Raw genomic sequence first — 19392 nt, forward strand, 5'->3', positions numbered from 1 at the left:
GCGTAGCCGTTTAAAACAGGGGGCCTTCCGGAAACGGATGGGCCCTTTCTGTTTGAGGGAGCTGGTTGAGATCCAATTTTTGCCATGTGCCGTGGCGCAGAATTTCTGCGGGCTGGAAGCGTTCTTTATACGCCATTTTGGGGCTGCCTGGTACCCAATATCCCAGATATAGATATGGCAGCTCCATTTGCACTGCCAATTCAGCCAAGGAAAGAATGGCAAAACTGCCAAGCGAACGCTGTGGGCAGTCTGGTTCATAAAAGCTGTAAACGGCAGAAAGCCCATCTTCCAGAACATCAATCAGGCTGGCAGCCATTAACGTGGAATCTGGTGCTCGAAACTCTATAAGCCGTGTATCTACAGGTGTTTCTTCCACCATAATTCGGTAATCATGCATGGACATGCCCGCCATTTCACCATCTGAATGGCGGCTGTCCAGATACCTTCGGAAAAGCGCGTATTGCTCATCTGTTGCAGTGGGGGGCAGGAGGCTGCGCGTAAGGTCTGCATTGCGCCGTACAGCGCGCTTTTGTGTCCGATTAGGTGTAAGGCGCCTGACAGGCAAGCGAATGGGAATACAGGCAGAGCAGCCATCGCAAATAGGCGCATAAGCCAAGGTATGGCTACGCCTGAAACCTGCATGTGAAAGGCGGCTATGTAGGAAATTGGCCTCTGGAGTTGCCAGATCCACCAGTATTTTACGTTCAATACGGTTGGGCAGATACGGACAGGCACCGGGGGGAGCGGTATAGAAGAAGTGTGGCCTGTCTTGCGATGACGTCATGGGGAGAAGTTATCCCGCAACAAAATTATGGGCCAGAAAACTCTGGCCCATATGCCGTGATATTGACCAAAAACTTATTGGCCAAAAGATGCCCGGATACGTTCTGCGGCTTCAATAGCAAAGTAAGTTAAAATGCCATTGGCTCCGGCACGGCGGAAGGCCAGAAGGCTTTCCATAACGGCGCGTTCATGGTCAAGCCAGCCATTGCGGATGGCCGCCATCAGCATCGCATATTCACCAGATACCTGATAGGCAAAGGTGGGCACGTGGAATTCATCTTTCACACGGCGGATGATATCCAGATACGGCAGGCCGGGTTTGACCATCACCATGTCTGCACCTTCAGCAATGTCCATTTCCACTTCGCGCAGGGCTTCATCGCTGTTGGCGGGGTCCATCTGATAGGTTTTTTTATCACCTTTCAGCATACCGCCAGAGCCCAGAGCATCACGGAATGGGCCATAAAAGGCACTGGCGTATTTGGCCGCGTAGGACATGATACGGGTGTTGATCAGCCCGCTCTTATCCAGATCACGCCGAATAGCTTCAATACGGCCATCCATCATGTCTGACGGGGCAATAATGTCCACACCAGCAGCAGCCTGATTAACAGCCTGCTGGGAAAGAATGGTTACGGATGGATCATTCACCACGTAGCCATTTTCAATCAGGCCATCGTGGCCGTGGCTGGTGTAAGGGTCTAGCGCCACGTCACCAATCAGCCCAACTTCCGGAAATTCCTTTTTAAGCAGGCGGGCAGCCCGGCACATCAGGTTATCCGGGTTCGTGGCTTCTGTGCCGTTCTCATCCCGCGCTTCTGTGGGCGTGATGGGAAAAAGAGCCAAAGCCGGAATGCCCAGCTTTGCGGCGGGCTCAACATGTGCGGCCAGCTTGTCTAGCGTCACACGGTGTACGCCAGGCATGGAGGACACCTCGGTAACCGTGTTGGTGCCTTCCATAAAAAAGATAGGCCAGATCAGATTGTTGATGCCCAACGTATTTTCAGCAACCAAACGGCGCGTGAAATCATCAATCCGGTTGCGCCGGGGGCGAGCCAGAGGAAAACGGCCAGCCATCATGGGCAGGATCTCCTTGCTGCTGCCTGCGGGCGTAGTGGGGCACTAAAAAGAACCCCAACCACGGCGGGCGGGACAGGCGGGTGAATGCTGCCCAGAAGTATGCGCGCCTGTGCGCTTTATGCAACCCTGTCTGGCGGAATGCTGGGTCGCGCTAATGCGCTGTGGTAACGGCCATAGGTTAGGTAAATCACCATTCCTATCGCCAGCCACACAATCAGCCGGATCCATGTCAGCTCATCAAGTGAGACCATGACAGTGCCGCAAGTGAGAATACCCAGAACAGGAATGATGTCTCCGCCGGGAACCCGAAAAGCGCGTGGGTGATCAGGCGCTTTGCGGCGCAGGATCATCACGCCAGCACAGACCAGAATAAAGGCCAGAAGCGTGCCGATGGATGTCATGTGCCCTAACTCAGAAATGGGCAGAAACGCGCTGAGCAGACAGATAATGACCATGAAAAAGACGTTGGACATCCACGGTGTCTGATATTTTGGGTGTGTGGCGCTGAACATGGGGGGCAGAAGGCCATCGCGGGACATGGCAAAAAACACGCGGCTCTGGCCCAAAAGCATGCCCATGAGCACGGATGTAAACCCGCAGATAATGCCAATTTTAATGGCCAGTTGTAGCCATGGATAGGGCGTGCGGTTAATGGCTGTAGCCACTGGCGCGGCATCACCCAGCATGTCTTTGTAATTGACCAGACCGGTCATTACAAAAGAGAAGCAGACATAAGCCAGAGCACAAATCAGCAGGCTACCCAGAATGCCAATGGGCATATCACGCGCCGGATTTTTGGTTTCCTGCGCGGTGGTGGAAACGGCATCAAAACCGATATAGGCAAAAAAGATGGTGCCCGCAGCGCGCATAATGCCAGACCAGCCATACTGCCCAAATGTGCCCGTGTTTTGTGGAATAAAGGGGTGATAATTGGCCGGATTAATGTAGTGGATGCCAAAGCCGATAAACGCTGCAATCACCAGCAGTTTGATAACCACCACAACGGCGTTCACCATAGCGGATTGCGAGATCCCGCGGATCAGGATCCATGAAACCAGACAGGTAATAAAAACTGCGGGCAGGTTCATTAACCCGGAGACCATGCTGCCATCGGGCATCTGTACGGTTTCAAAGGGTGAAGCCGTAAGCCTCGGGGGCAGCACTATGCCCCACGAATCCAATAATGATACCACATACCGGGACCAACTGACCGCAACAGTGGCCGCACCCACGGCGTATTCCAGCACCAGATCCCAGCCAATAATCCATGCCATCATTTCCCCTAGTGTGACATACGCATAGGTGTAGGCGCTGCCCGCAATAGGTATCATGCTGGCCAGTTCACTATAGCACAGCCCGGCAAAGCCACAGGCAATGGCTGCAATAAAAAAGGAAAGAACCACAGCAGGACCGGCATTTTCAGAAGCAGCAATGCCGGTAAGAGAAAACAGGCCTGCCCCGATTGTGGCACCAACACCCAATGCCACAAGGCTTCCCGGCCCCAGAACACGCTTAAGCCCAGGTGCTGCCTGTAGCTTGTCCAGCGGCAAACATCGCGTAAATGCCGATGTTACAGAGGGGGCAGACTTCTGCTCCATATATTTTTCTCCTGTCCGGGCCGCACGGAAAGCGGTAAGAAGCCTCCAACGGTCTTTTTTTCTATAAACAGGCCAGCAGCACATCCTGGCAAGATGTGTTTCAAACGTAACGAATGAACACCGCCAGCCGCCCGGCAAATATGCTGGTGAACATATTGTCTGATTTTGAGGGAACACCTGAATGAGCCACACGGATCTGGATCGCTTTTTCCATGCGTCTCTAGCCCAGACTGATCCGGATGTTGCAGCCGCCATTGAAGGCGAGCTGAAGCGTCAGCAGGAAGGCATTGAACTGATAGCCAGTGAGAACATGGCGTCTGAAGCCGTGCTTCAGGCTCAGGGCAGCGTGCTAACCAACAAATACGCCGAAGGTTACCCCGGCCGCCGCTATTACGGTGGCTGTGTGGAAGTGGACAAGGTTGAAAACCTTGCCATTGACCGCGTGAAAACCCTGTTTGGTGCCGCATTTGCCAACGTGCAGCCGCATTCTGGAGCCAACGCCAACCAGGCCGCGTTTATGGCTATGGGCAAGCCGGGTGATACGGTGCTGGGCATGAGCCTTGCTGCCGGTGGCCACCTTACCCACGGTGCTGCCCCTAACTATTCCGGCAAATGGTTTAATTCCGTGCAGTACGGTGTGCGTCAGCAGGACGGCATGCTGGACTATGAGGAAATGGAACGGCTGGCGCGTGAGCACAAACCTTCCATTATTGTGGCTGGTGGCTCTGCTTATCCGCGTATCATTGATTTTGCCCGCTTCCGCCGCATTGCGGATGAAGTTGGTGCCTTCCTGATGGTGGATATGGCGCATTTTGCTGGCCTTGTGGCTGCTGGCCTGTACCCGAACCCGCTGGAACACGCGCATATTGTCACCTCCACCACGCATAAAACCCTGCGTGGCCCACGTGGCGGCCTGATCCTGACCAATGACGAAGCATTGGCCAAAAAAATCAACTCCGCTGTGTTCCCTGGTTTGCAGGGTGGCCCGCTCATGCACGTTATTGCCGGTAAGGCTGTGGCGTTTGGTGAAGCCCTCCGTCCAGAGTTTAAGGAATACCAGAAAGCTGTGCAGAAAAATGCAGCCGTTCTGGCCGAAGTTCTGGTGGAACGTGGGTTTGATATTGTTACCGGCGGTACGGATTCACACCTGATTCTGGTTGATCTGCGCCCCAAAAAGGTAACAGGTAAAGCTGCAGAACAGGCTCTGGAACGCGCCGGTATTACAGCCAATAAAAACGCCATTCCGTTTGACCCGGAAAAGCCAGCCATCACTTCTGGTGTGCGTCTGGGTAGCCCGGCAGCAACGGCACGCGGCTTCCGTGAGGAAGAGTTCCGCCAGGTTGGTGAAATGATTGACGAAGTTCTGACAGCTCTGGCCGCTTCTGGCGGTGAGGGTAACAGCGAAGTTGAAAACGCTGTGCACGAACGCGTTAAGGCTCTGTGCGCTAAGTTCCCTATCTATAGCCGTGCATAATATTTAAGCCTTTTTAGGCTCTCAGAACGGGCATGTAGGCTTAGGCTTACATGCCCGTTTTGCTGTTAAGGCGCTTTGCAAGCCTTACGGCTGTATGCCCGCGGCGGGGGCGCAAATTGGGCATAACCAAGATACAGTTGTTGTAGGGCGTGCGAATTTCATCCTGCCCATCAAAAGCAATAACAGTGCCTGCTTTGCGGATAACACTGCCACTCGTAAACGGCTGCACAAAAACAAAACGAGATGTCAGCGCTTGCACGCAGTCTGTCACAACAGCTTGCCTTACAGAATCTGAAGGTGTTGCTGGTATTGGGGCGGAGGGCAGGGTGCCAGTTTGTGTTAGAAATAAGCGGGTGCTGAGCAAGGCCTGCTGTGCGGCATCTTTTTGCCAGTGTTGCCCTGCTTCTAGCAGGCAGGCGCGTGTATATGAATGCGGTGTATTAAAGCGTGTATAATCAATAAGCCTTAATCCATCTTCATGCCCACCATCCTGAACAACAGCAGGAGGGTTGGTTTGTGCGCCGGATACACAGCAAGCAAGATCTCGGCTGTTTTCGGCCATGCTGCATAGGAAAAGAGGTTGCGCGGGCCACAGCATGGTGTGGATATCCAAAAGAATATCTACCGTTTCCAGCACAGGTAGCACTTCACGCACGCGTTGCATTTCAACCGATGTATGTGCCGAGCAAATTAACTCAGGCCGCCACAATCGGTTCATATCTTCATCTATAAAGCGGGATAATGTGGGGCGGGCAGGGTTAAAGGTTTTGTAAGCGGCCAGATTAAGAAAAATCAGGCTCAACCTTCCATGTAACGGGCGCAATGGCTGCATAAGAAGCTGTTGCAGAGCGTAGGCTCCGGCATATTCGTTGCCATGCATAAGGGCTGTAACAGCCACATGCGGGCCGGGGCGGCGGCTTTCAAAATGATGCACACCTTGAATGCCACAGTTTCCTGCAATCCATGGGCTAATATCTGGTGGCGGGTATTCAATGCGCACGGCAGGCAAGGCTGGGGGAGAAGGCGGGAGTAAGGCAGAAACAGCCCGAAACCGAAAAGCACTCTCAGGCCGCACATGCCGCTTGGATGCGCAACTCATAATCCCCTCTCCAGACGCCATGCTGGCAAGGGTATCTCGGCGTGTATGAGGGAATGAAGGAAGGAACAGCACCGCATGGGCAAAAGTATGCGGTGGGTTGTGCGGGCCTGCAATCCCTGCTTTGTCTCAACTTTCTTCTTATTTTCAGGTGACGGATAGCACGAGTGACATCTTCCCTTCATCCTCTCCATCACTTGTGGCGTCTGTTTCCTGTAGCTCAAAGGCGGCGTTTATTGGCCAAGGCTACGGCTTTGCTTGCCCCTAAAGCGGTTCATCCCACGCCGATTGCTGATGCAAATGTGATTATTGGAGGAGAGCTTGCCCGGGGTTCCGGCTTGGGTGAGGGGGCCAGATTGCTTTTGCGAGGTCTGCTTTCTCAAGGCGTAAGTGTAAAAGGGGTAGAGGCTGGTCTTTTACAATCGCAGGGGAAAGAGGGGCTGGATTCTGTTTTTGCAGATCCAAAAGCGGCTTTGGTGCTGCATGTAAATGCACCACAAATACCAGCGGCTCTTTTGCGCCTGGGCCGAAAGCATGTGCTCGGGCGCCGTATTGTGGGCTATTGGGTGTGGGAGCTACCGGTTATCTCGCCAGAATGGCATGCTGGCGTGCCATGCGTGCATGAAATCTGGACACCTTCGCATTTCAGTGCGTGCGCGCTGGAACCTCTTATGCCTGGCCGAATCAAGGTTGTGCCCTATCCGTTGGCGTGTGTGCCTCCGCAGCCCTCCAAATTGGATCGTCAGGCTTTTGGATGGCCAGAGGATGCTGTGGTGGTGTTGGTTTCCTTTAGTCTTGCATCCAGTTTTGAGCGCAAGAACCCTTTGGCGGCTATAGTAGCGTTTCGGCAGGCATTTGGAGACAGGAAAGACCGCCTGTTGGTAATGAAAATATCTGGCTCGGATCATTATGCGGCAGATATGCAGCGCCTGAAGGATGCGGCAGGTGGCGCACAGAACATCCGTTTTGAAAACCGTATGCTGCCAATGCCCGATGTGTACGCCATGACAAAGCAGGCTGATATTGTGCTTTCCCTACACCGGAGCGAAGGGTTTGGGCTGGTACCTGCAGAAGCCATGCTTCTGGAACGCCCTGTTATCGCCACAGATTGGTCTGCTACGTCAGAATTCTTAACATCAGAATGTGGTTGGCCAATTTCTTACAAACTTGTAACAGCTACAGATACGCGGGGTGTGTATCAGGTACCTCAAGCTGTGTGGGCAGAGGCAGATATTGGGTGCGCAGTAGAAGCATTGCAAACTCTTGCAGATGATGCCAACAAGCGCCGCCAGCTTGGGCAGGCTGCTGGTAAGGCGGCATTGCGGGCCTTTGGGCCAACTCCTTTACTGAATGCAGTAGCTGCATTGCAGAAGTAGATTAGGAAAAATGGTTTGAGCGGCATGCGGGTATTTGTCTGGCAGTGGGGGCGCAAAGGGGCCGGCCCGCGTATTGCTGCAGAACTTGCCAAAGCCCTGAACGCATTGCCAGACACGTCTGCTGTTCTTTCCCTCTCCTCTGGGGCGGAGGTGCTACAGGCCGAGCCTGACCTTCATAATGATGTACCGGTACGTACGTACAAAAGCCTTTCCAGCTTTTTTATGCGCTTGTTGCAGGCTCCGCGTATGGTGCACGCACTTGGCCGCATGTTACGTGCTGTTCGGCCTGATGTTGCCATATGCGCCATGCCAGGGCCGCTTGATCTGATTATGGTGGCAGCTTTGCGTAAAGCTGGTGTGCCTGTTGTGGTGCTGGTGCATGATGCCGCAACTCATCCTGGTGATGGTTTTGTTGGGCAGATGTTTTTGCAGCGCCTGCTGGTGTGGTTTGCTGATATTCCGGTTACATTAAGCCGTCATGTAGCGGCCCAGCTTGAAAAACAATGGTGTATGCGTGGGCGGCGTGCGCTGGTGGCTTTTCATCCACCTTTTGCGTTTGTTGCGCCAGAAGGGCAGCAAACGGCCCCCTTTGCGCATAAAGGGCCGGTTCGGCTGCTGTTTTTTGGCAGATTGCTGTCTTACAAAGGTCTGGATCTGCTGGCGCAAGCTCTTACAGCTATAGGGAAGCAAGGCGATTATATCTGCCAGATTGCAGGTAAAGGGCCCCATAGCGCAGAACTGGAACAGCTTGCAGGTTTACCGAATGTGCAGATTGAAAACACATGGGTGCCAGAAACAAAAGTCAGCCAGCTTCTGGCATGGGCGGATGCGCTGGTGCTGCCTTACAGAGAGGCCACGCAAAGTGGTGTAGGGGCAGCCGCCCTTGCCGCCGGGCGTTGGGTAATTTCAACAGATGTGAGTGGTCTGGCAGAACAGTTTGCCGGGCAACCCAATGTGTTGTTCTGCAAGCCAGAAGCCCAAAGCATTGCAGCAACACTTACAGCATTTGTAAAAGATAAGCCTGCTGCCACACCAAATACGCAAGGTAAGCGGGAGGCTGAGCAGGCATGGCAGATTATGGCCGAACAGATTTTGAACGGCGTGAGGCAGTTTGAGGCTGGCTAGGTGCAGGAAGAGCCTGCTCGGCGTTGATAATCCGCAGTTTTACATGAGCGCCAACCTCAATTTGCCGGAGGCTTTTACGGTCATCCATTGTGCATAGTGTAAGGGCGGATCCTTTTTCTCCGCCACGGCCCGTGCGCCCGATACGGTGCAAATAGGTTTCTGGCTGATCTGGCACATCGTAATTGATAACCTGCTTTACAGAAGGCACATCCAAGCCGCGTGCCGCAACATCTGTAGCAACAAGAATAAAGAGCCGCCCGGATTCAAAACTGGCAACCGTGCTGGTGCGCTTATCCTGCGCAATATCTCCATGCAAAGGAGCGGCGGCAAGCCGAGCTTTTTTAAGCAGAGCGGCAAGCTGATCTGCCTCTGCTTTTGTGCGCACAAACACAATGCTGCGCATTTTGGGCGCGCGGCTGAAAAATTCCTTAATAAAGCCCGGTTTCTGAGCGGGATCTAAAAACAACGCCGCTTGGCGGATGGGGCCGCGCTTTTGGGGGGCTTGTTCAATGCTGATTTCAACCGGCTTATGCAGCAGGTTCAAAAGCGTGCTTTTAAGGCTTTCGGGCTGCGTAGCAGAAAGCACCAGTGTTTGCCGCATGGACGGCAGATAGGAGAGCAGTGTTTCTGTATCTTCCTGAAATTCGGGAGAAAACAGACGGTCCCCTTCATCCAGAACCAGATATCCGCATTCTGAAAGATCGCAAATCCGGTTAGAAACAAAGTCCAGCAGGCGTCCGGGTGTTGCAATCAGAATGCGTCGGCCAGTGGCTTGCGCAAGAAAATGCTCCTGCTCTGCGCGGTCAGAGCCACCAAACAGCGGTACGAGGGTAACAGGCGTTTGCTTCTGGCCTTTTTTGCTTTCGCCTAAGCAGGCGCGAAAAACCTTTTCTACCTGCAAAACCAGTTCACGCGTGGGCACAAGAACCAGCACAAAACGTGGCTTGCGAGATTTCAGCAGCTTCTGGCTAAGCGGCAAGGCATAGGCAGCCGTTTTGCCGGTGCCCGTGGGCGCACGCACTAATACATCTCTGCCATCCAGAATGGCCGGAATAGTAGCCTCTTGCACTGGAGTAGGGGCAGCCATGCCCGCCTGCTGCGCATATGCGCATAATGCTGGATCTAGGCCCAGATCATGGAAACTGCCGGACATCGTGTTGCCTTTCTCCTTATCTGGAATGCGCAAACACGCCTTGCACGCTTTCCGTTCCAGCGGCAAGGAGAGAAAGACACGGGGGTGCTTTTCAGCACTCTCCCTTGCGCAACAGAGGAATAACGCATCATGGCGCGTGCAGATTACGCCGGAACCCCAGAGGGTTCAAATATGTCGTCTTGCGGAACGCAGGCGGGCGTTGCTGCCTTTGTTGTGGGGGAAGATTTTGCTGGTATGCGGTCTCAAGCTCTGGGGCTTGTAGCACGTGCAGGGTGGAATGGCACTTTTCACCCCATATGCCCCAGTAAACTGGCCCGTATTATGCTGCGTGGGCCGCGTTGGATTGGTAAGCCCTTTTTACGCGGGAGCGATGGGGCTGATCTGGAAGAATGTCCGGCTTTTGCACACTCCTCTGTTGTGGTGAGTGTTGGTGGTAAAGGTGGAGAAGTTGGTGCTGGTTTGCGCGGTTCACACCGGCCTGTGGTGCAAATTCAGAACCCTCGTAAAAATCTCTCGCGGTTTGATCTGATTGTTGCCTGTCGGCACGATGATATTGCTGGCCCAAACGTGTTGCTTGGCCGCACAGCATTGCACGGGCTTACGCCCGAAGCCTTGGAACAGGCGCGCGCGCAATGGAAACCGCAATTTGCAGAACTGCCACGCCCTCTTATTGCCGCTTTGGTTGGAGGCTCTAACGGGCGTTTTCATTTTGGAGAGGCAGAAGCCCATCGCCTTGGGCAGGTTTTGGTGGAAACACTCAAGGCGGAAGGGGGCAGCTTGGTTGTCACACCCTCTCGTCGTACAAGCCCGGCAGCCATGAAGGTGCTGACAGATATTGTAGAAAAAGCAGGTGGTCATGTTTGGAATGGGGAAGGGGAAAACCCCTATGAAGGACTGATTGCCTGTGCAGATAATCTGATTGTCACGATTGACAGTGTTTCGATGATATCAGAAGCGGTTGCCGGGTGTGCGCCAGTTACCATCTATCCGTTGCCGGGGCGTTCACGCCGGATTAGTGATTTTATAGAAGAGTTGGAACTGGCTGGGCGCGTGCATGTGTTGGAAGATACAGAAACGCGCCTTCCGGCCCCGTGGTTGGCGTTACCGTTAGATGATACGCCCTATATTATTGCGGAACTGCACAAACGGCTTGGTTTTTAACCACGCCATTTGTGCCGCGCATTTTAAATCCAGATAGATCCAAGCAGGATAAGCGTGCCCACAATAAGTGCGGCAACATGGCGCATAACGTGCTCTGGCGTATCTGGTGGCAGGTTGAGGTAAAAGACAAAGCAGTAAGCTACCAGCCCACACCCAACAATCACGCAGATTGTACGGACGATGGGGTAAGTTGAAATATCACGCGGATCAAACTGCATAATCTTTTCCTTACGCCGTCATGCCAAATCTAATGTTTAGTCCCTGATAAATGCAGAAGCGGGATACCCTTGTGCAAACAGAGCCGTGCGGAGGGATGTATGGTTGATCTGGGCTGCAATTTCCTTGCGCACAACCGGTTTGGCATAAAAAGCCATACCTAGCCCGGCCTTACGCAGCATGGGTAGGTCATTTGCACCATCACCAATAGCCAGCGTGGCTTCTGTGGGCAGGTTGTGTGTAGCTGTCAGCTTTTCCAGTAGGCTCAGCTTTGCATCTGGGCCCAGAATAGGCTGGCCGGTTGCGCCTGTCAGGCAATCTTCTGCATCAAAAAGGAGCGTGTTGGCGTGGTTTTCATCAAATCCGCACAGCGCCGCAACCTTGGAGGTAAAAAAGGTAAAACCACCAGAAACCAGCGCCGTGTAAGCGCCGTGGGCATGCATGGTCTGCACCAGTTCGCGCGCGCCAGAGTTCAGTTTGACGTCCTTCCACGCTTTTTCCAGTAAGGAAGCTGGGAGCCCCTTCAACAGGGCCACGCGTTCACGTAGGGATGTCGCAAAATCCAGCTCACCATTCATGGAGCGTGCGGTAATAGCGGCTATTTTTTCACCAATACCGGCATGGGTTGCCACATCATCCAATGTTTCATTGGCAACAATGGTGCTGTCCATATCAGAAACCAGCAGTTTTTTGCGGCGCGTGGCTGTATGTGTCAGCACCGTATCTACGGGCAGGGTGTTCAGCGCTTCCCGCACGGCTGGCAGTTTGGTGGCTGCATTTTCCGGGCAAGGAATATCAACAGCTTCCCCGGCAGAAAGCACAGTGGCTTCTGCATTGGTGGCAAGAATGTCGCGCACCAGTGCAATGGTGGCGCTATCAAGGGTGGTTGCCTCACGCTGGGCAACAAGGGTCAGAACAAGGCTCGTCATGGCAAAGGGGTGTGTGGCAGGAATGCAGGCATGAGGCAAGCAGAACACCATATGGGCAGACTTGCGGATGCTTCCGCCAACCTGCCCGCAGCACTTATTGTGGCCGGGCCAACCTGTTCCGGCAAATCCGCTTTGGCGCTGGCATTGGCCCGCAGATTGAATGGCGAGATTATTAATGCCGATTCCATGCAGGTTTATAAGGACCTGCATATTTTAACGGCACGCCCCAGTGTGGAGGACGAACAGCTTGTGCCACACCGGCTGTATGGTGTGCTGCCAGCAGAAGAAAAAGGCAGTGTTGCTTGGTGGCGAGAGCAGGCTTTGGGCTGCATGCAGCAGGCATGGGCGCAAAACCGTTTGCCCATTTTATGTGGCGGCACAGGCATGTACTTGCATGCCCTTACAAATGGCTTGGCCATTATCCCGGATACTGGGGAGGAGGCCCGGCAGGAGGCCCGCCAGAGTGTGGCACAGTACGGCGCACCTGCTTTGCACGCCCGACTGATGGAAGTGGACCCTGAAACAGCCAGCCGCCTGAGGCCCGTGGATTCCCAACGTGTTTCACGCGCGTGGGAAGTCTGGCGTGGCACAGGGCATGGGCTGACATGGTGGCATAAGCAGCCCGGTTTGCCGCCCGCTGCCTGCCGGTTTGTAGCTGTTCGCCTAAACCCTGAACGTGCGGAACTGCGGGCACGCATTGCCGCAAGGTTTGAGACCATGCTGCGCAATGGTTCTGTGGCAGAGGTGCAGGCGTTACTAGCCCGAAAACTGGATACCACCCTGCCAGCCATGCGCGCACACGGTGTGCCAGAGCTTTCTGCCATGCTGCGTGGAGAGATAACCGAGCAAGAAGCCACGCAACGGGCTGTGCAGGCCACAGGGCGTTATACCAAGCGGCAGGCAACGTGGTTTGCGCACCACAGTTTGGCAAAAAAGGGCTTGGAATGCACAGTTGATGCATCTTTTTCTGATTTTGCGCAATTTTCGGAAAGAAAATACGAAGAAATTGTATCTTTCGTTCTCTCTGGGATTGACGCTGCCTGATTCGAGGCCTAAAGATGCGGCCTGTCCCATTTCCGGGAAGAGAGGATGACATGACACTCAAAGCTGCTTCGGCACCATCAGACGCACGGAACACACCAGCTCTTTCTGGTGCGGAAGTCCTTATGCGCGCGCTGGCTGAGCAGGGTGTGGAGGTTATTTTCGGATACCCGGGCGGGGCGGTCCTGCCCATTTATGATGCCCTGTTTAAGCAAAACCAGATTCGCCACGTGCTGGTAAGGCACGAGCAGGCGGCTGTTCATGCAGCAGAGGCTTATGCGCGTTCTACCGGCAAGGTAGGGGTTGTGCTGGTTACCAGTGGTCCGGGTGCTACAAACGCCGTAACTGGCTTGCTGGACGCCATGATGGATTCCATCCCGCTGGTGTGTCTGTCCGGGCAGGTGCCTACAAGCCTGATTGGCTATGATGCGTTTCAGGAAGCAGATACCACCGGCATTACGCGGCCTGTTACCAAATACAATTATCTGGTGCGTAAGCCCGAAGATCTGGCGCCAACAGTGCATGAGGCCTTTGCCATTGCACGTTCTGGCCGCCCCGGTCCGGTGCTGATCGATCTGCCTAAAAACATCACCGTGGGTGATGCGCCATACATGGGCGCTCAGGACATTGCACCCCGTACGGAAAGAACACAGGCCAAGCCGGATAAAGATGCTGTGGCCCGCGCCGTAAAGGCCATGAAAAATGCCAAGCGCCCGCTGTTTTATACGGGTGGCGGCATTATCAATTCTGGCCCCCAGGCCAGTGAAGCCTTGCGCAAACTGGTGAAGATGACGGGCTTTCCCATCACCTCTACGCTGATGGGCCTTGGGGCTTATCCGGGCACCGATTCCCAGTTCTTGGGCATGTTGGGGATGCACGGCACCTACGAAGCCAATCTGGCCACGCATGATTGCGATGTGCTGATTGCGCTGGGCAGCCGGTTTGATGACCGTGTGACCGGGCGCGTGGATGCGTTTTCTCCTACATCCTTCAAAATCCATGCGGATATTGATCCGGCCCAGATCAACAAGATCATCCATGTAGATGAAGCCATTATTGGTGATGTGGGTGAAACCATCGCCATGATGATTGAGGAATGGGAAAAAGAACCCGCCTACACCCATCAGAAAGAACTGGCGGAATGGTGGAGCCGGATTGATGCATGGCGTGCGCTGGATTGCCTGCGCTTTACGCAGGATCAGGCGCCAGATGCGGTTATCAAGCCCCAGCAGGCTATTCGCCGTATTTACGAACTGGCGCGTGAAACCGGGCGGGATACCTATGTTTCAACCGAAGTCGGGCAGCATCAGATGTGGGCTGCGCAGTTCTTCCGGTTTGATCATCCCAACCGCTGGCTCACATCTGGTGGTCTGGGCACCATGGGCTATGGCTTGCCAGCAGCCGTTGGTGCGCAGATTGCACACCCCGATGCACTGGTGATGGATATTGCCGGTGAAGCTTCCACCCTGATGAACATTCAGGAACTGGGCACCATTGCGCAGTATCGCCTGCCGGTAAAAATCTTCATCATCAACAACCACTATATGGGCATGGTGCGCCAGTGGCAGGAGCTGCTGCATGGCTCTCGGTATTCTGAAAGCTACAGCGATGCGCTGCCAGATTTTGTAAAGCTGGCAGAAAGCTTCCACGGCACGGGCCTGCGGGTTACGCAGTTGAGCCAGTTGGATGATACCATCCGGCAGGCACTGGCGCATGATGGGCCGGTAATTGTGGATATCTGTGTGGCGGAAGGTGAAAACTGCTTCCCCATGATTCCCTCTGGCGCCGCCCATAATGAAATGATTTTGGGGCCAGATCAGGAAGAAAGCGGAGCCAAGATTACCAAAGAAGGGCAGATGCTGGTCTGAGGCCGGTTGGGGCTTTCCCCCGAGAGGTTTCTTTCTTCTTCCAGTCTGATTTCAGGATACACTGACAATGCAGCAGGAAAATTCCGGTTCTGCCGTTATCTCTCTTTTGGTGGATAATGAAAGCGGCGCTCTGGCCCGTATTGTGGAGCTGTTTTCTGGCCGTGGATACAATATCCAGAGCCTGACAGTGGCCCCGGTTGATGAAAACCAGACCACATCCCGCGTGAATGTGGTGACAACCGGCACACCCTCCGCCATTCGCCAGATACGTGCCCAGATTGCGCGTGTAGTGCCCGTATCCCGCGTTGTGGACCTTACGGCAGAAGGCCCATATGTGGCGCGAGAAATGGCGCTGGTGAAAGTGGTTTCCTCTGGCGAACCACGCACGGAGGCCCTGCGGATTGCGCAGGCATTCCGTGCACGGGCGGTGGACACCACGGCGAGTTCTTTTGTGTTTGAACTGACTGGCTCTACAGAAAAGCTGGACAGTTTTATCGAGCTGATGCGTCCGCTTGGGCTGGCTGAGGTGTCGCGCACAGGCGTGGCCTCCATTTGCCGCGGGCCGCAGACAATTCAGAGCATCTGAAGTATGAGAAAAGCCGGAAAAGCTATTCCGGCTTGTTAAAAGGAGCAAAAACCATGGCAATGCGCGTGTATTACGACCGTGACGCCGATGTGAATCTGATTAAATCCAAAAAGGTTGCCATTATTGGTTATGGTAGCCAGGGCCATGCCCACGCTAACAACCTGAAGGACAGCGGCGTGAAAGAGGTCGTGATCGGCCTGCGCGAAAGCTCCTCAGCAGTTGAAAAAGCCAAGGCAGCTGGCTTCACCGTGATGACCCCAGACCAGGCTGCTGCATGGGCAGACGTGGTTATGGTGCTGACGCCAGATGAAGGCCAGGGCGCACTGTACAAAGAATCTCTGGAAAAGAACCTGAAGCAGGGTGCCGCTCTGGCATTTGCTCATGGTCTGTCCATCCACTTCCGCCTGATTGAAGCGCGCCCTGATCTGGACGTGTTCCTGATTGCACCAAAAGGCCCTGGCCACACCGTGCGTTCCGAATATCAGCGTGGCGGCGGCGTGCCCTGCCTGGTTGCTATTGCGCAGGATAAGTCCGGCAAGGCTCTGGACATTGCTCTGTCCTATGCTTCCGCCATTGGTGGTGGCCGTGCTGGCACGATCGAAACTTCCTTCAAGGAAGAAGTTGAAACCGATCTGTTTGGTGAACAGGCAGTTCTGTGCGGCGGTCTGGTTGAACTGATCCGCGCTGGCTTTGAAACGCTGGTTGAAGGTGGTTACGCACCGGAAATGGCATACTTTGAATGCCTGCACGAAATGAAGCTGATCGTGGATCTGATCTACGAAGGCGGCATTGCCAACATGAACTACTCCATCTCCAACACAGCTGAGTATGGTGAATACGTATCTGGCCCGCGCGTGATTACGCCGGAAACCAAAAAAGCCATGAAGGGTATCCTGACGGACATCCAGAACGGTACGTTCGTGCGTAACTTCGTGCTGGAAAACCAGTCCGGCAACGTGTTCTTCAAGGCCACACGTGCACGTAACGATGCCCACCAGATTGAAGCTGTTGGTGAAAAACTGCGTGGCATGATGCCGTGGATTGCAAAATCCCGTCTGGTTGACAAAACCAAGAACTAATTCAGTTCTGGCGTTAGCCGTAGCAAAAAGCCCTGCCACCAAATATGTGGCAGGGCTTTTTCTATTTAAGGGTTATCGCAATGTTAAAACCATGAGCGAATGCCAAAGGTAAAACGTAAATCCTCTGGTCCATTTTCTGCCATGCGGGTGTTGTTTCTGGCTATGCTGGCGGTGCTGCCATAATGCCCGGCATAGGTAACAGCAATATAAGGGGCAATCTGGCGTTTGAACTCATAGCGTAGGCGCAAACCTGCATCTATGTCAGAAAAACCTCGGCTTACACCGCGTTCCGGGTCTGCATGAGAATAGAAGTTCAACTCGGCCTGTGGCTGTAAAATCAGGCGGTTGGTAATCAGGAAGTCATAAGAGCCTTCCAGTTTGCCAGCTACACCAGTGTTGTTGAAATACGCCGTGGCAGAGACATCAAAAAAGTAAAGTGCCAGTCCTTGCACGCCCACCGCACCCCATGCACGAGTAGGGCCGCTATCTACATCCAGCCGAATACCAGCCTGCACATCAAAATAGGTGGAAATGGCCCGGTCATAGAAAAACTCATGATCACCATCTGAAAAATGGCGGTGGCCATCTAGAACGCCTTCAGACTTTACCCAGAACTTGTTGTAATCCGTGCCAAACCACGCTTGGCCAGAATACCTAAACAAGCTGTTGCCCGGTGTATATCGGCCTTCAAACTGCTCCAAGAGAGCATGGAAGTATGTATTGTGGTCCATAACCGGATGGATGTGCTGTACGTAATGTAATTTAGGCACGGGTGGCGGCGTTGCAGGCCACTGGGCACTGGGCGTTACGGGTGGGTAGGCAGAAGTGCTCACCTTAGTGCTTTTGTTGGGTGCAATGGTGTGGCCAGAATGCTGGGCCGGGTTTGAGCTTTGCTGGGGTTTAGGTTTTGGGGCAGGCATGTCCATGTCGCCCATATCCATATCATCCATGCCTTCCATACCTGCATGGTTCATGGAAGCTGCCTTGGCATGGGGCATAATTGCAGAAGCCATAAGCAGAGCGGACATACCCCACAGCAAAAAACGGGAAATGTATTGGCGGTTCAAACATGTTTTCATGACACCACCACCGTGCGGAACATGCCTAAATCCATGTGGTAAAGCAGGTGGCAGTGAAAAGCCCATAAACCCGGTGTATCGGCAGAAACCAGATAGCTCAGCTTTCCGCCCGGTTGCACAATAATGGTGTGTTTTACCGGGTTGTACAGGCCGTTCCCGTTTTCCAGTTCGCTCCACAAACCATGCAAATGGATGGGGTGCTCCATCATGGTGTCATTTATCAGGATAAAGCGCACCCGTTCACCCAAACGCAGAGGGATAGGCTCGGCTTCCGAGAACTTTTTGCCATCAAACCCCCAGATATAACGCTCCATGTTGCCGGTAAGATGCAACGTGATCTCGCGCGATGGCGGACGTTGATCTGTGGCGGGGTGGGTGGCGCGCAGATCTGCGTATGTCAGAACCCGTCGGCCGTTGTTTTGTAAGCCATCACCGGGGTCTGCCAGACGGTTGATCGGCATGGCGGCGCGGTTCTGGTTTTCTACATTCAAAGGCGGCACATGCGTTTTTGTGGCTTGGTGCATAGGCATGTCGTGCATATTCATGCCGCCCATATCGTGCCCTTCGTGCATGGCCATACCCATATCCACCATGGTGCGTACGGGCCGTTCATCCATGGGGGGAACAGGTGCGCTCATGCCGGAATGAGGGGCAAGCGTGCCGCGGGCATAACCCGTTCTATCCTCACTTTGGGCAAAAATGGTGTAGGCTTGGTTGCCTTGAGGCTGCACAATGCAATCATACGTTTCAGCCACACCAATACGGAATTCATCTACCCGCACGGGTTCAACATTATTTCCATCCGCCTGAATGATATCCATCTGTAAACCGGGAATACGGATATCGTAAAAGGTCATGGCGGAAGCGTTGATAAACCGCAGCCTGATGCGTTCACCGGGTTTAAAAATACCGGTCCAGTTGGCAGCAGGGGCGCAGCCGTTCATCAGATAGGTGTAGATAATGCCGCTTACGTCTGAAATATCCGTAGCGGACATGTTCATGCCAGCCCACTGCATGCGGTCTTTTAGTGTCGGCCAAACGCCGGATTTCTTGGCATCATGAAAGAACGAGACAGCCGTGCGTTGCCGGAAATTATAGTAGTCATCCTGAAACTTCAGCTTGTTGATGATGGTATGAGGTGCCACATCAGACCAATCTGAAAGCAGGATGATGTAATCGCGGTCATAACTATTGGGGTCTGGCTCCTTGGGGTCAATCACAATGGCTCCATACAGCCCCATGGCTTCCTGCATGTTGGAGTGGCTGTGATACCAGTATGTGCCACTCTGTTTTACAGGAAAGCGATAGGTAAAGCGTGCGCCGGGTTCAATTCCGGCAAAGCTTAACCCCGGCACGCCATCCATATGTGCTGGGCACCGGATGCCATGCCAGTGGATGGAGGTTGTTTCGTCCAATGTATTATGGATGTTCAGGCGTAAATCATCGCCTTCACGCCATCGCAGGATAGGGCCGGGCACACCACCATTCATTGTGGGTACGCGCTGCGGTTTGTCTAAAATATTTACGTTCGCCCAGCCGATGGTCAGATCAAACGTGTTGCTGGCGTTTGGGGGTACAATCCCGGATGTGTGGGCAGAAGCAAAAGCTTGTTTGGGTGGCTTAAGGGCATACAGGGCTGCCAATGCGCTGCCGCCAGTTATAAACTGCCGACGAGACACATTTCTCCCTTTCAAAACAGGGCGAATATGCATGGGTATTGTCCATTCTGCATCATGCTGCACGCATAT

Annotated in this window: 17 protein-coding genes; 8 read left to right on the top strand and 9 right to left on the bottom strand. The window is 53.8% G+C overall.

The annotated features are described in order from the left end of the window. Positions 1 to 10: 10 nt before the first annotated feature. The 3 genes from QQM41_RS09305 to QQM41_RS09315 form a co-directional block, all read right to left on the bottom strand. Positions 11 to 784: an arginyltransferase gene (locus QQM41_RS09305; RefSeq protein WP_339076953.1), complete on the bottom strand. Its 774-nt coding sequence runs from the start codon at positions 782 to 784 to the stop codon at positions 11 to 13. A gap of 74 nt (positions 785 to 858) precedes the next feature. Continuing rightward, positions 859 to 1863: a porphobilinogen synthase gene (gene hemB, locus QQM41_RS09310; RefSeq protein WP_339076954.1), complete on the bottom strand. Its 1005-nt coding sequence runs from the start codon at positions 1861 to 1863 to the stop codon at positions 859 to 861. Between the two features lie 116 nt (positions 1864 to 1979). Beyond that, positions 1980 to 3461: an amino acid permease gene (locus QQM41_RS09315; protein ID WP_339076955.1), complete on the bottom strand. Its 1482-nt coding sequence runs from the start codon at positions 3459 to 3461 to the stop codon at positions 1980 to 1982. A gap of 181 nt (positions 3462 to 3642) precedes the next feature. On the opposite strand from QQM41_RS09315, the gene glyA reads away from it, so the two are divergent. Further along, positions 3643 to 4935: a serine hydroxymethyltransferase gene (gene glyA, locus QQM41_RS09320; RefSeq protein WP_339076956.1), complete on the top strand. Its 1293-nt coding sequence runs from the start codon at positions 3643 to 3645 to the stop codon at positions 4933 to 4935. 46 nt (positions 4936 to 4981) lie between these two features. On the opposite strand, the gene QQM41_RS09325 is transcribed toward glyA, so the two are convergent. Further along, complete coding sequence (locus tag QQM41_RS09325; protein ID WP_408874560.1) at positions 4982 to 6034, bottom strand: succinylglutamate desuccinylase/aspartoacylase family protein; 1053 nt, start codon at positions 6032 to 6034, stop codon at positions 4982 to 4984. Positions 6035 to 6198: 164 nt separating this feature from the next. On the opposite strand from QQM41_RS09325, the gene QQM41_RS09330 reads away from it, so the two are divergent. Then, on the top strand, positions 6199 to 7407 hold the full coding sequence (locus QQM41_RS09330) for a glycosyltransferase family 4 protein (protein ID WP_339076958.1): 1209 nt from the start codon (positions 6199 to 6201) through the stop codon (positions 7405 to 7407). A 15-nt stretch (positions 7408 to 7422) separates the two neighbouring features. Beyond that, positions 7423 to 8532: a glycosyltransferase gene (locus tag QQM41_RS09335; RefSeq protein ID WP_339076959.1), complete on the top strand. Its 1110-nt coding sequence runs from the start codon at positions 7423 to 7425 to the stop codon at positions 8530 to 8532. Here QQM41_RS09335 and QQM41_RS09340 read toward each other — a convergent pair. Next, a complete protein-coding gene (locus QQM41_RS09340) occupies positions 8483 to 9685 on the bottom strand; it encodes a DEAD/DEAH box helicase (protein ID WP_339076960.1) in 1203 nt (400 codons plus the stop codon). The two genes, QQM41_RS09335 and QQM41_RS09340, sit on opposite strands and share 50 nt — an antisense overlap. A 129-nt stretch (positions 9686 to 9814) precedes the next feature. Between QQM41_RS09340 and QQM41_RS09345 the strand changes: the two genes are divergently transcribed. Then, positions 9815 to 10846, top strand: a complete 1032-nt coding sequence (locus tag QQM41_RS09345) for a mitochondrial fission ELM1 family protein (protein WP_339076961.1) — start codon at positions 9815 to 9817, stop codon at positions 10844 to 10846. Between the two features lie 23 nt (positions 10847 to 10869). Here QQM41_RS09345 and QQM41_RS09350 read toward each other — a convergent pair whose 3' ends face one another. Then, the gene (locus QQM41_RS09350; protein ID WP_003623125.1) at positions 10870 to 11064 is read right to left on the bottom strand and encodes a hypothetical protein; all 195 of its coding nucleotides are present in this window, start codon (positions 11062 to 11064) and stop codon (positions 10870 to 10872) included. Between the two features lie 36 nt (positions 11065 to 11100). Continuing rightward, entirely contained in the window at positions 11101 to 11991 is an 891-nt protein-coding gene (serB, locus tag QQM41_RS09355) for a phosphoserine phosphatase SerB (RefSeq protein WP_339076962.1), read from the bottom strand. Positions 11992 to 12021: 30 nt separating this feature from the next. Here serB and miaA point away from each other — a divergent pair, with 30 nt between their 5' ends. The 4 genes from miaA (at position 12022) to ilvC (ending at position 16565) form a co-directional block, all read left to right on the top strand. Then, a complete protein-coding gene (gene miaA, locus QQM41_RS09360; protein WP_408874561.1) occupies positions 12022 to 13035 on the top strand; it encodes a tRNA (adenosine(37)-N6)-dimethylallyltransferase MiaA in 1014 nt (337 codons plus the stop codon). 14 nt (positions 13036 to 13049) lie between these two features. Further along, a complete protein-coding gene (gene ilvB, locus QQM41_RS09365) occupies positions 13050 to 14900 on the top strand; it encodes a biosynthetic-type acetolactate synthase large subunit (protein WP_196332571.1) in 1851 nt (616 codons plus the stop codon). A 67-nt stretch (positions 14901 to 14967) separates the two neighbouring features. Then, on the top strand, positions 14968 to 15486 hold the full coding sequence (ilvN, locus tag QQM41_RS09370; RefSeq protein WP_003623117.1) for an acetolactate synthase small subunit: 519 nt from the start codon (positions 14968 to 14970) through the stop codon (positions 15484 to 15486). 59 nt (positions 15487 to 15545) lie between these two features. Beyond that, a complete protein-coding gene (gene ilvC / locus QQM41_RS09375) occupies positions 15546 to 16565 on the top strand; it encodes a ketol-acid reductoisomerase (protein WP_035362122.1) in 1020 nt (339 codons plus the stop codon). Between the two features lie 83 nt (positions 16566 to 16648). Here the strand turns inward: ilvC and QQM41_RS09380 are convergent, their stop codons facing one another. Next, entirely contained in the window at positions 16649 to 17644 is a 996-nt protein-coding gene (locus tag QQM41_RS09380) for a copper resistance protein B (protein WP_339076963.1), read from the bottom strand. Beyond that, the gene (locus QQM41_RS09385; RefSeq protein WP_339076964.1) at positions 17641 to 19386 is read right to left on the bottom strand and encodes a copper resistance system multicopper oxidase; all 1746 of its coding nucleotides are present in this window, start codon (positions 19384 to 19386) and stop codon (positions 17641 to 17643) included. The genes QQM41_RS09380 and QQM41_RS09385 overlap by 4 nt, the downstream gene beginning before the upstream one ends. Positions 19387 to 19392 lie beyond the last annotated feature (6 nt).

Origin of the sequence: Acetobacter sp. AC2005 (assembly GCF_037901235.1) — a bacterium.
Classification (GTDB): Bacteria; Pseudomonadota; Alphaproteobacteria; order Acetobacterales; family Acetobacteraceae; genus Acetobacter; species Acetobacter oryzoeni.

What these genes read in the sequence shown, in the direction of transcription:
- QQM41_RS09305 (WP_339076953.1), bottom strand. Translation starts at nt 784, where the DNA reads ATGACGTCATCGCAAGACAGGCCACACTTCTTCTATACCGCTCCCCCC.
- hemB (WP_339076954.1), bottom strand. Translation starts at nt 1,863, where the DNA reads ATGATGGCTGGCCGTTTTCCTCTGGCTCGCCCCCGGCGCAACCGGATT.
- QQM41_RS09315 (WP_339076955.1), bottom strand. Translation starts at nt 3,461, where the DNA reads ATGGAGCAGAAGTCTGCCCCCTCTGTAACATCGGCATTTACGCGATGT.
- glyA (WP_339076956.1), top strand. Translation starts at nt 3,643, where the DNA reads ATGAGCCACACGGATCTGGATCGCTTTTTCCATGCGTCTCTAGCCCAG.
- QQM41_RS09325 (WP_408874560.1), bottom strand. Translation starts at nt 6,034, where the DNA reads ATGAGTTGCGCATCCAAGCGGCATGTGCGGCCTGAGAGTGCTTTTCGG.
- QQM41_RS09340 (WP_339076960.1), bottom strand. Translation starts at nt 9,685, where the DNA reads ATGTCCGGCAGTTTCCATGATCTGGGCCTAGATCCAGCATTATGCGCA.
- QQM41_RS09345 (WP_339076961.1), top strand. Translation starts at nt 9,815, where the DNA reads ATGGCGCGTGCAGATTACGCCGGAACCCCAGAGGGTTCAAATATGTCG.
- QQM41_RS09350 (WP_003623125.1), bottom strand. Translation starts at nt 11,064, where the DNA reads ATGCAGTTTGATCCGCGTGATATTTCAACTTACCCCATCGTCCGTACA.
- serB (WP_339076962.1), bottom strand. Translation starts at nt 11,991, where the DNA reads ATGACGAGCCTTGTTCTGACCCTTGTTGCCCAGCGTGAGGCAACCACC.
- miaA (WP_408874561.1), top strand. Translation starts at nt 12,022, where the DNA reads ATGAGGCAAGCAGAACACCATATGGGCAGACTTGCGGATGCTTCCGCC.
- ilvB (WP_196332571.1), top strand. Translation starts at nt 13,050, where the DNA reads ATGCGGCCTGTCCCATTTCCGGGAAGAGAGGATGACATGACACTCAAA.
- ilvN (WP_003623117.1), top strand. Translation starts at nt 14,968, where the DNA reads ATGCAGCAGGAAAATTCCGGTTCTGCCGTTATCTCTCTTTTGGTGGAT.
- ilvC (WP_035362122.1), top strand. Translation starts at nt 15,546, where the DNA reads ATGCGCGTGTATTACGACCGTGACGCCGATGTGAATCTGATTAAATCC.
- QQM41_RS09380 (WP_339076963.1), bottom strand. Translation starts at nt 17,644, where the DNA reads ATGAAAACATGTTTGAACCGCCAATACATTTCCCGTTTTTTGCTGTGG.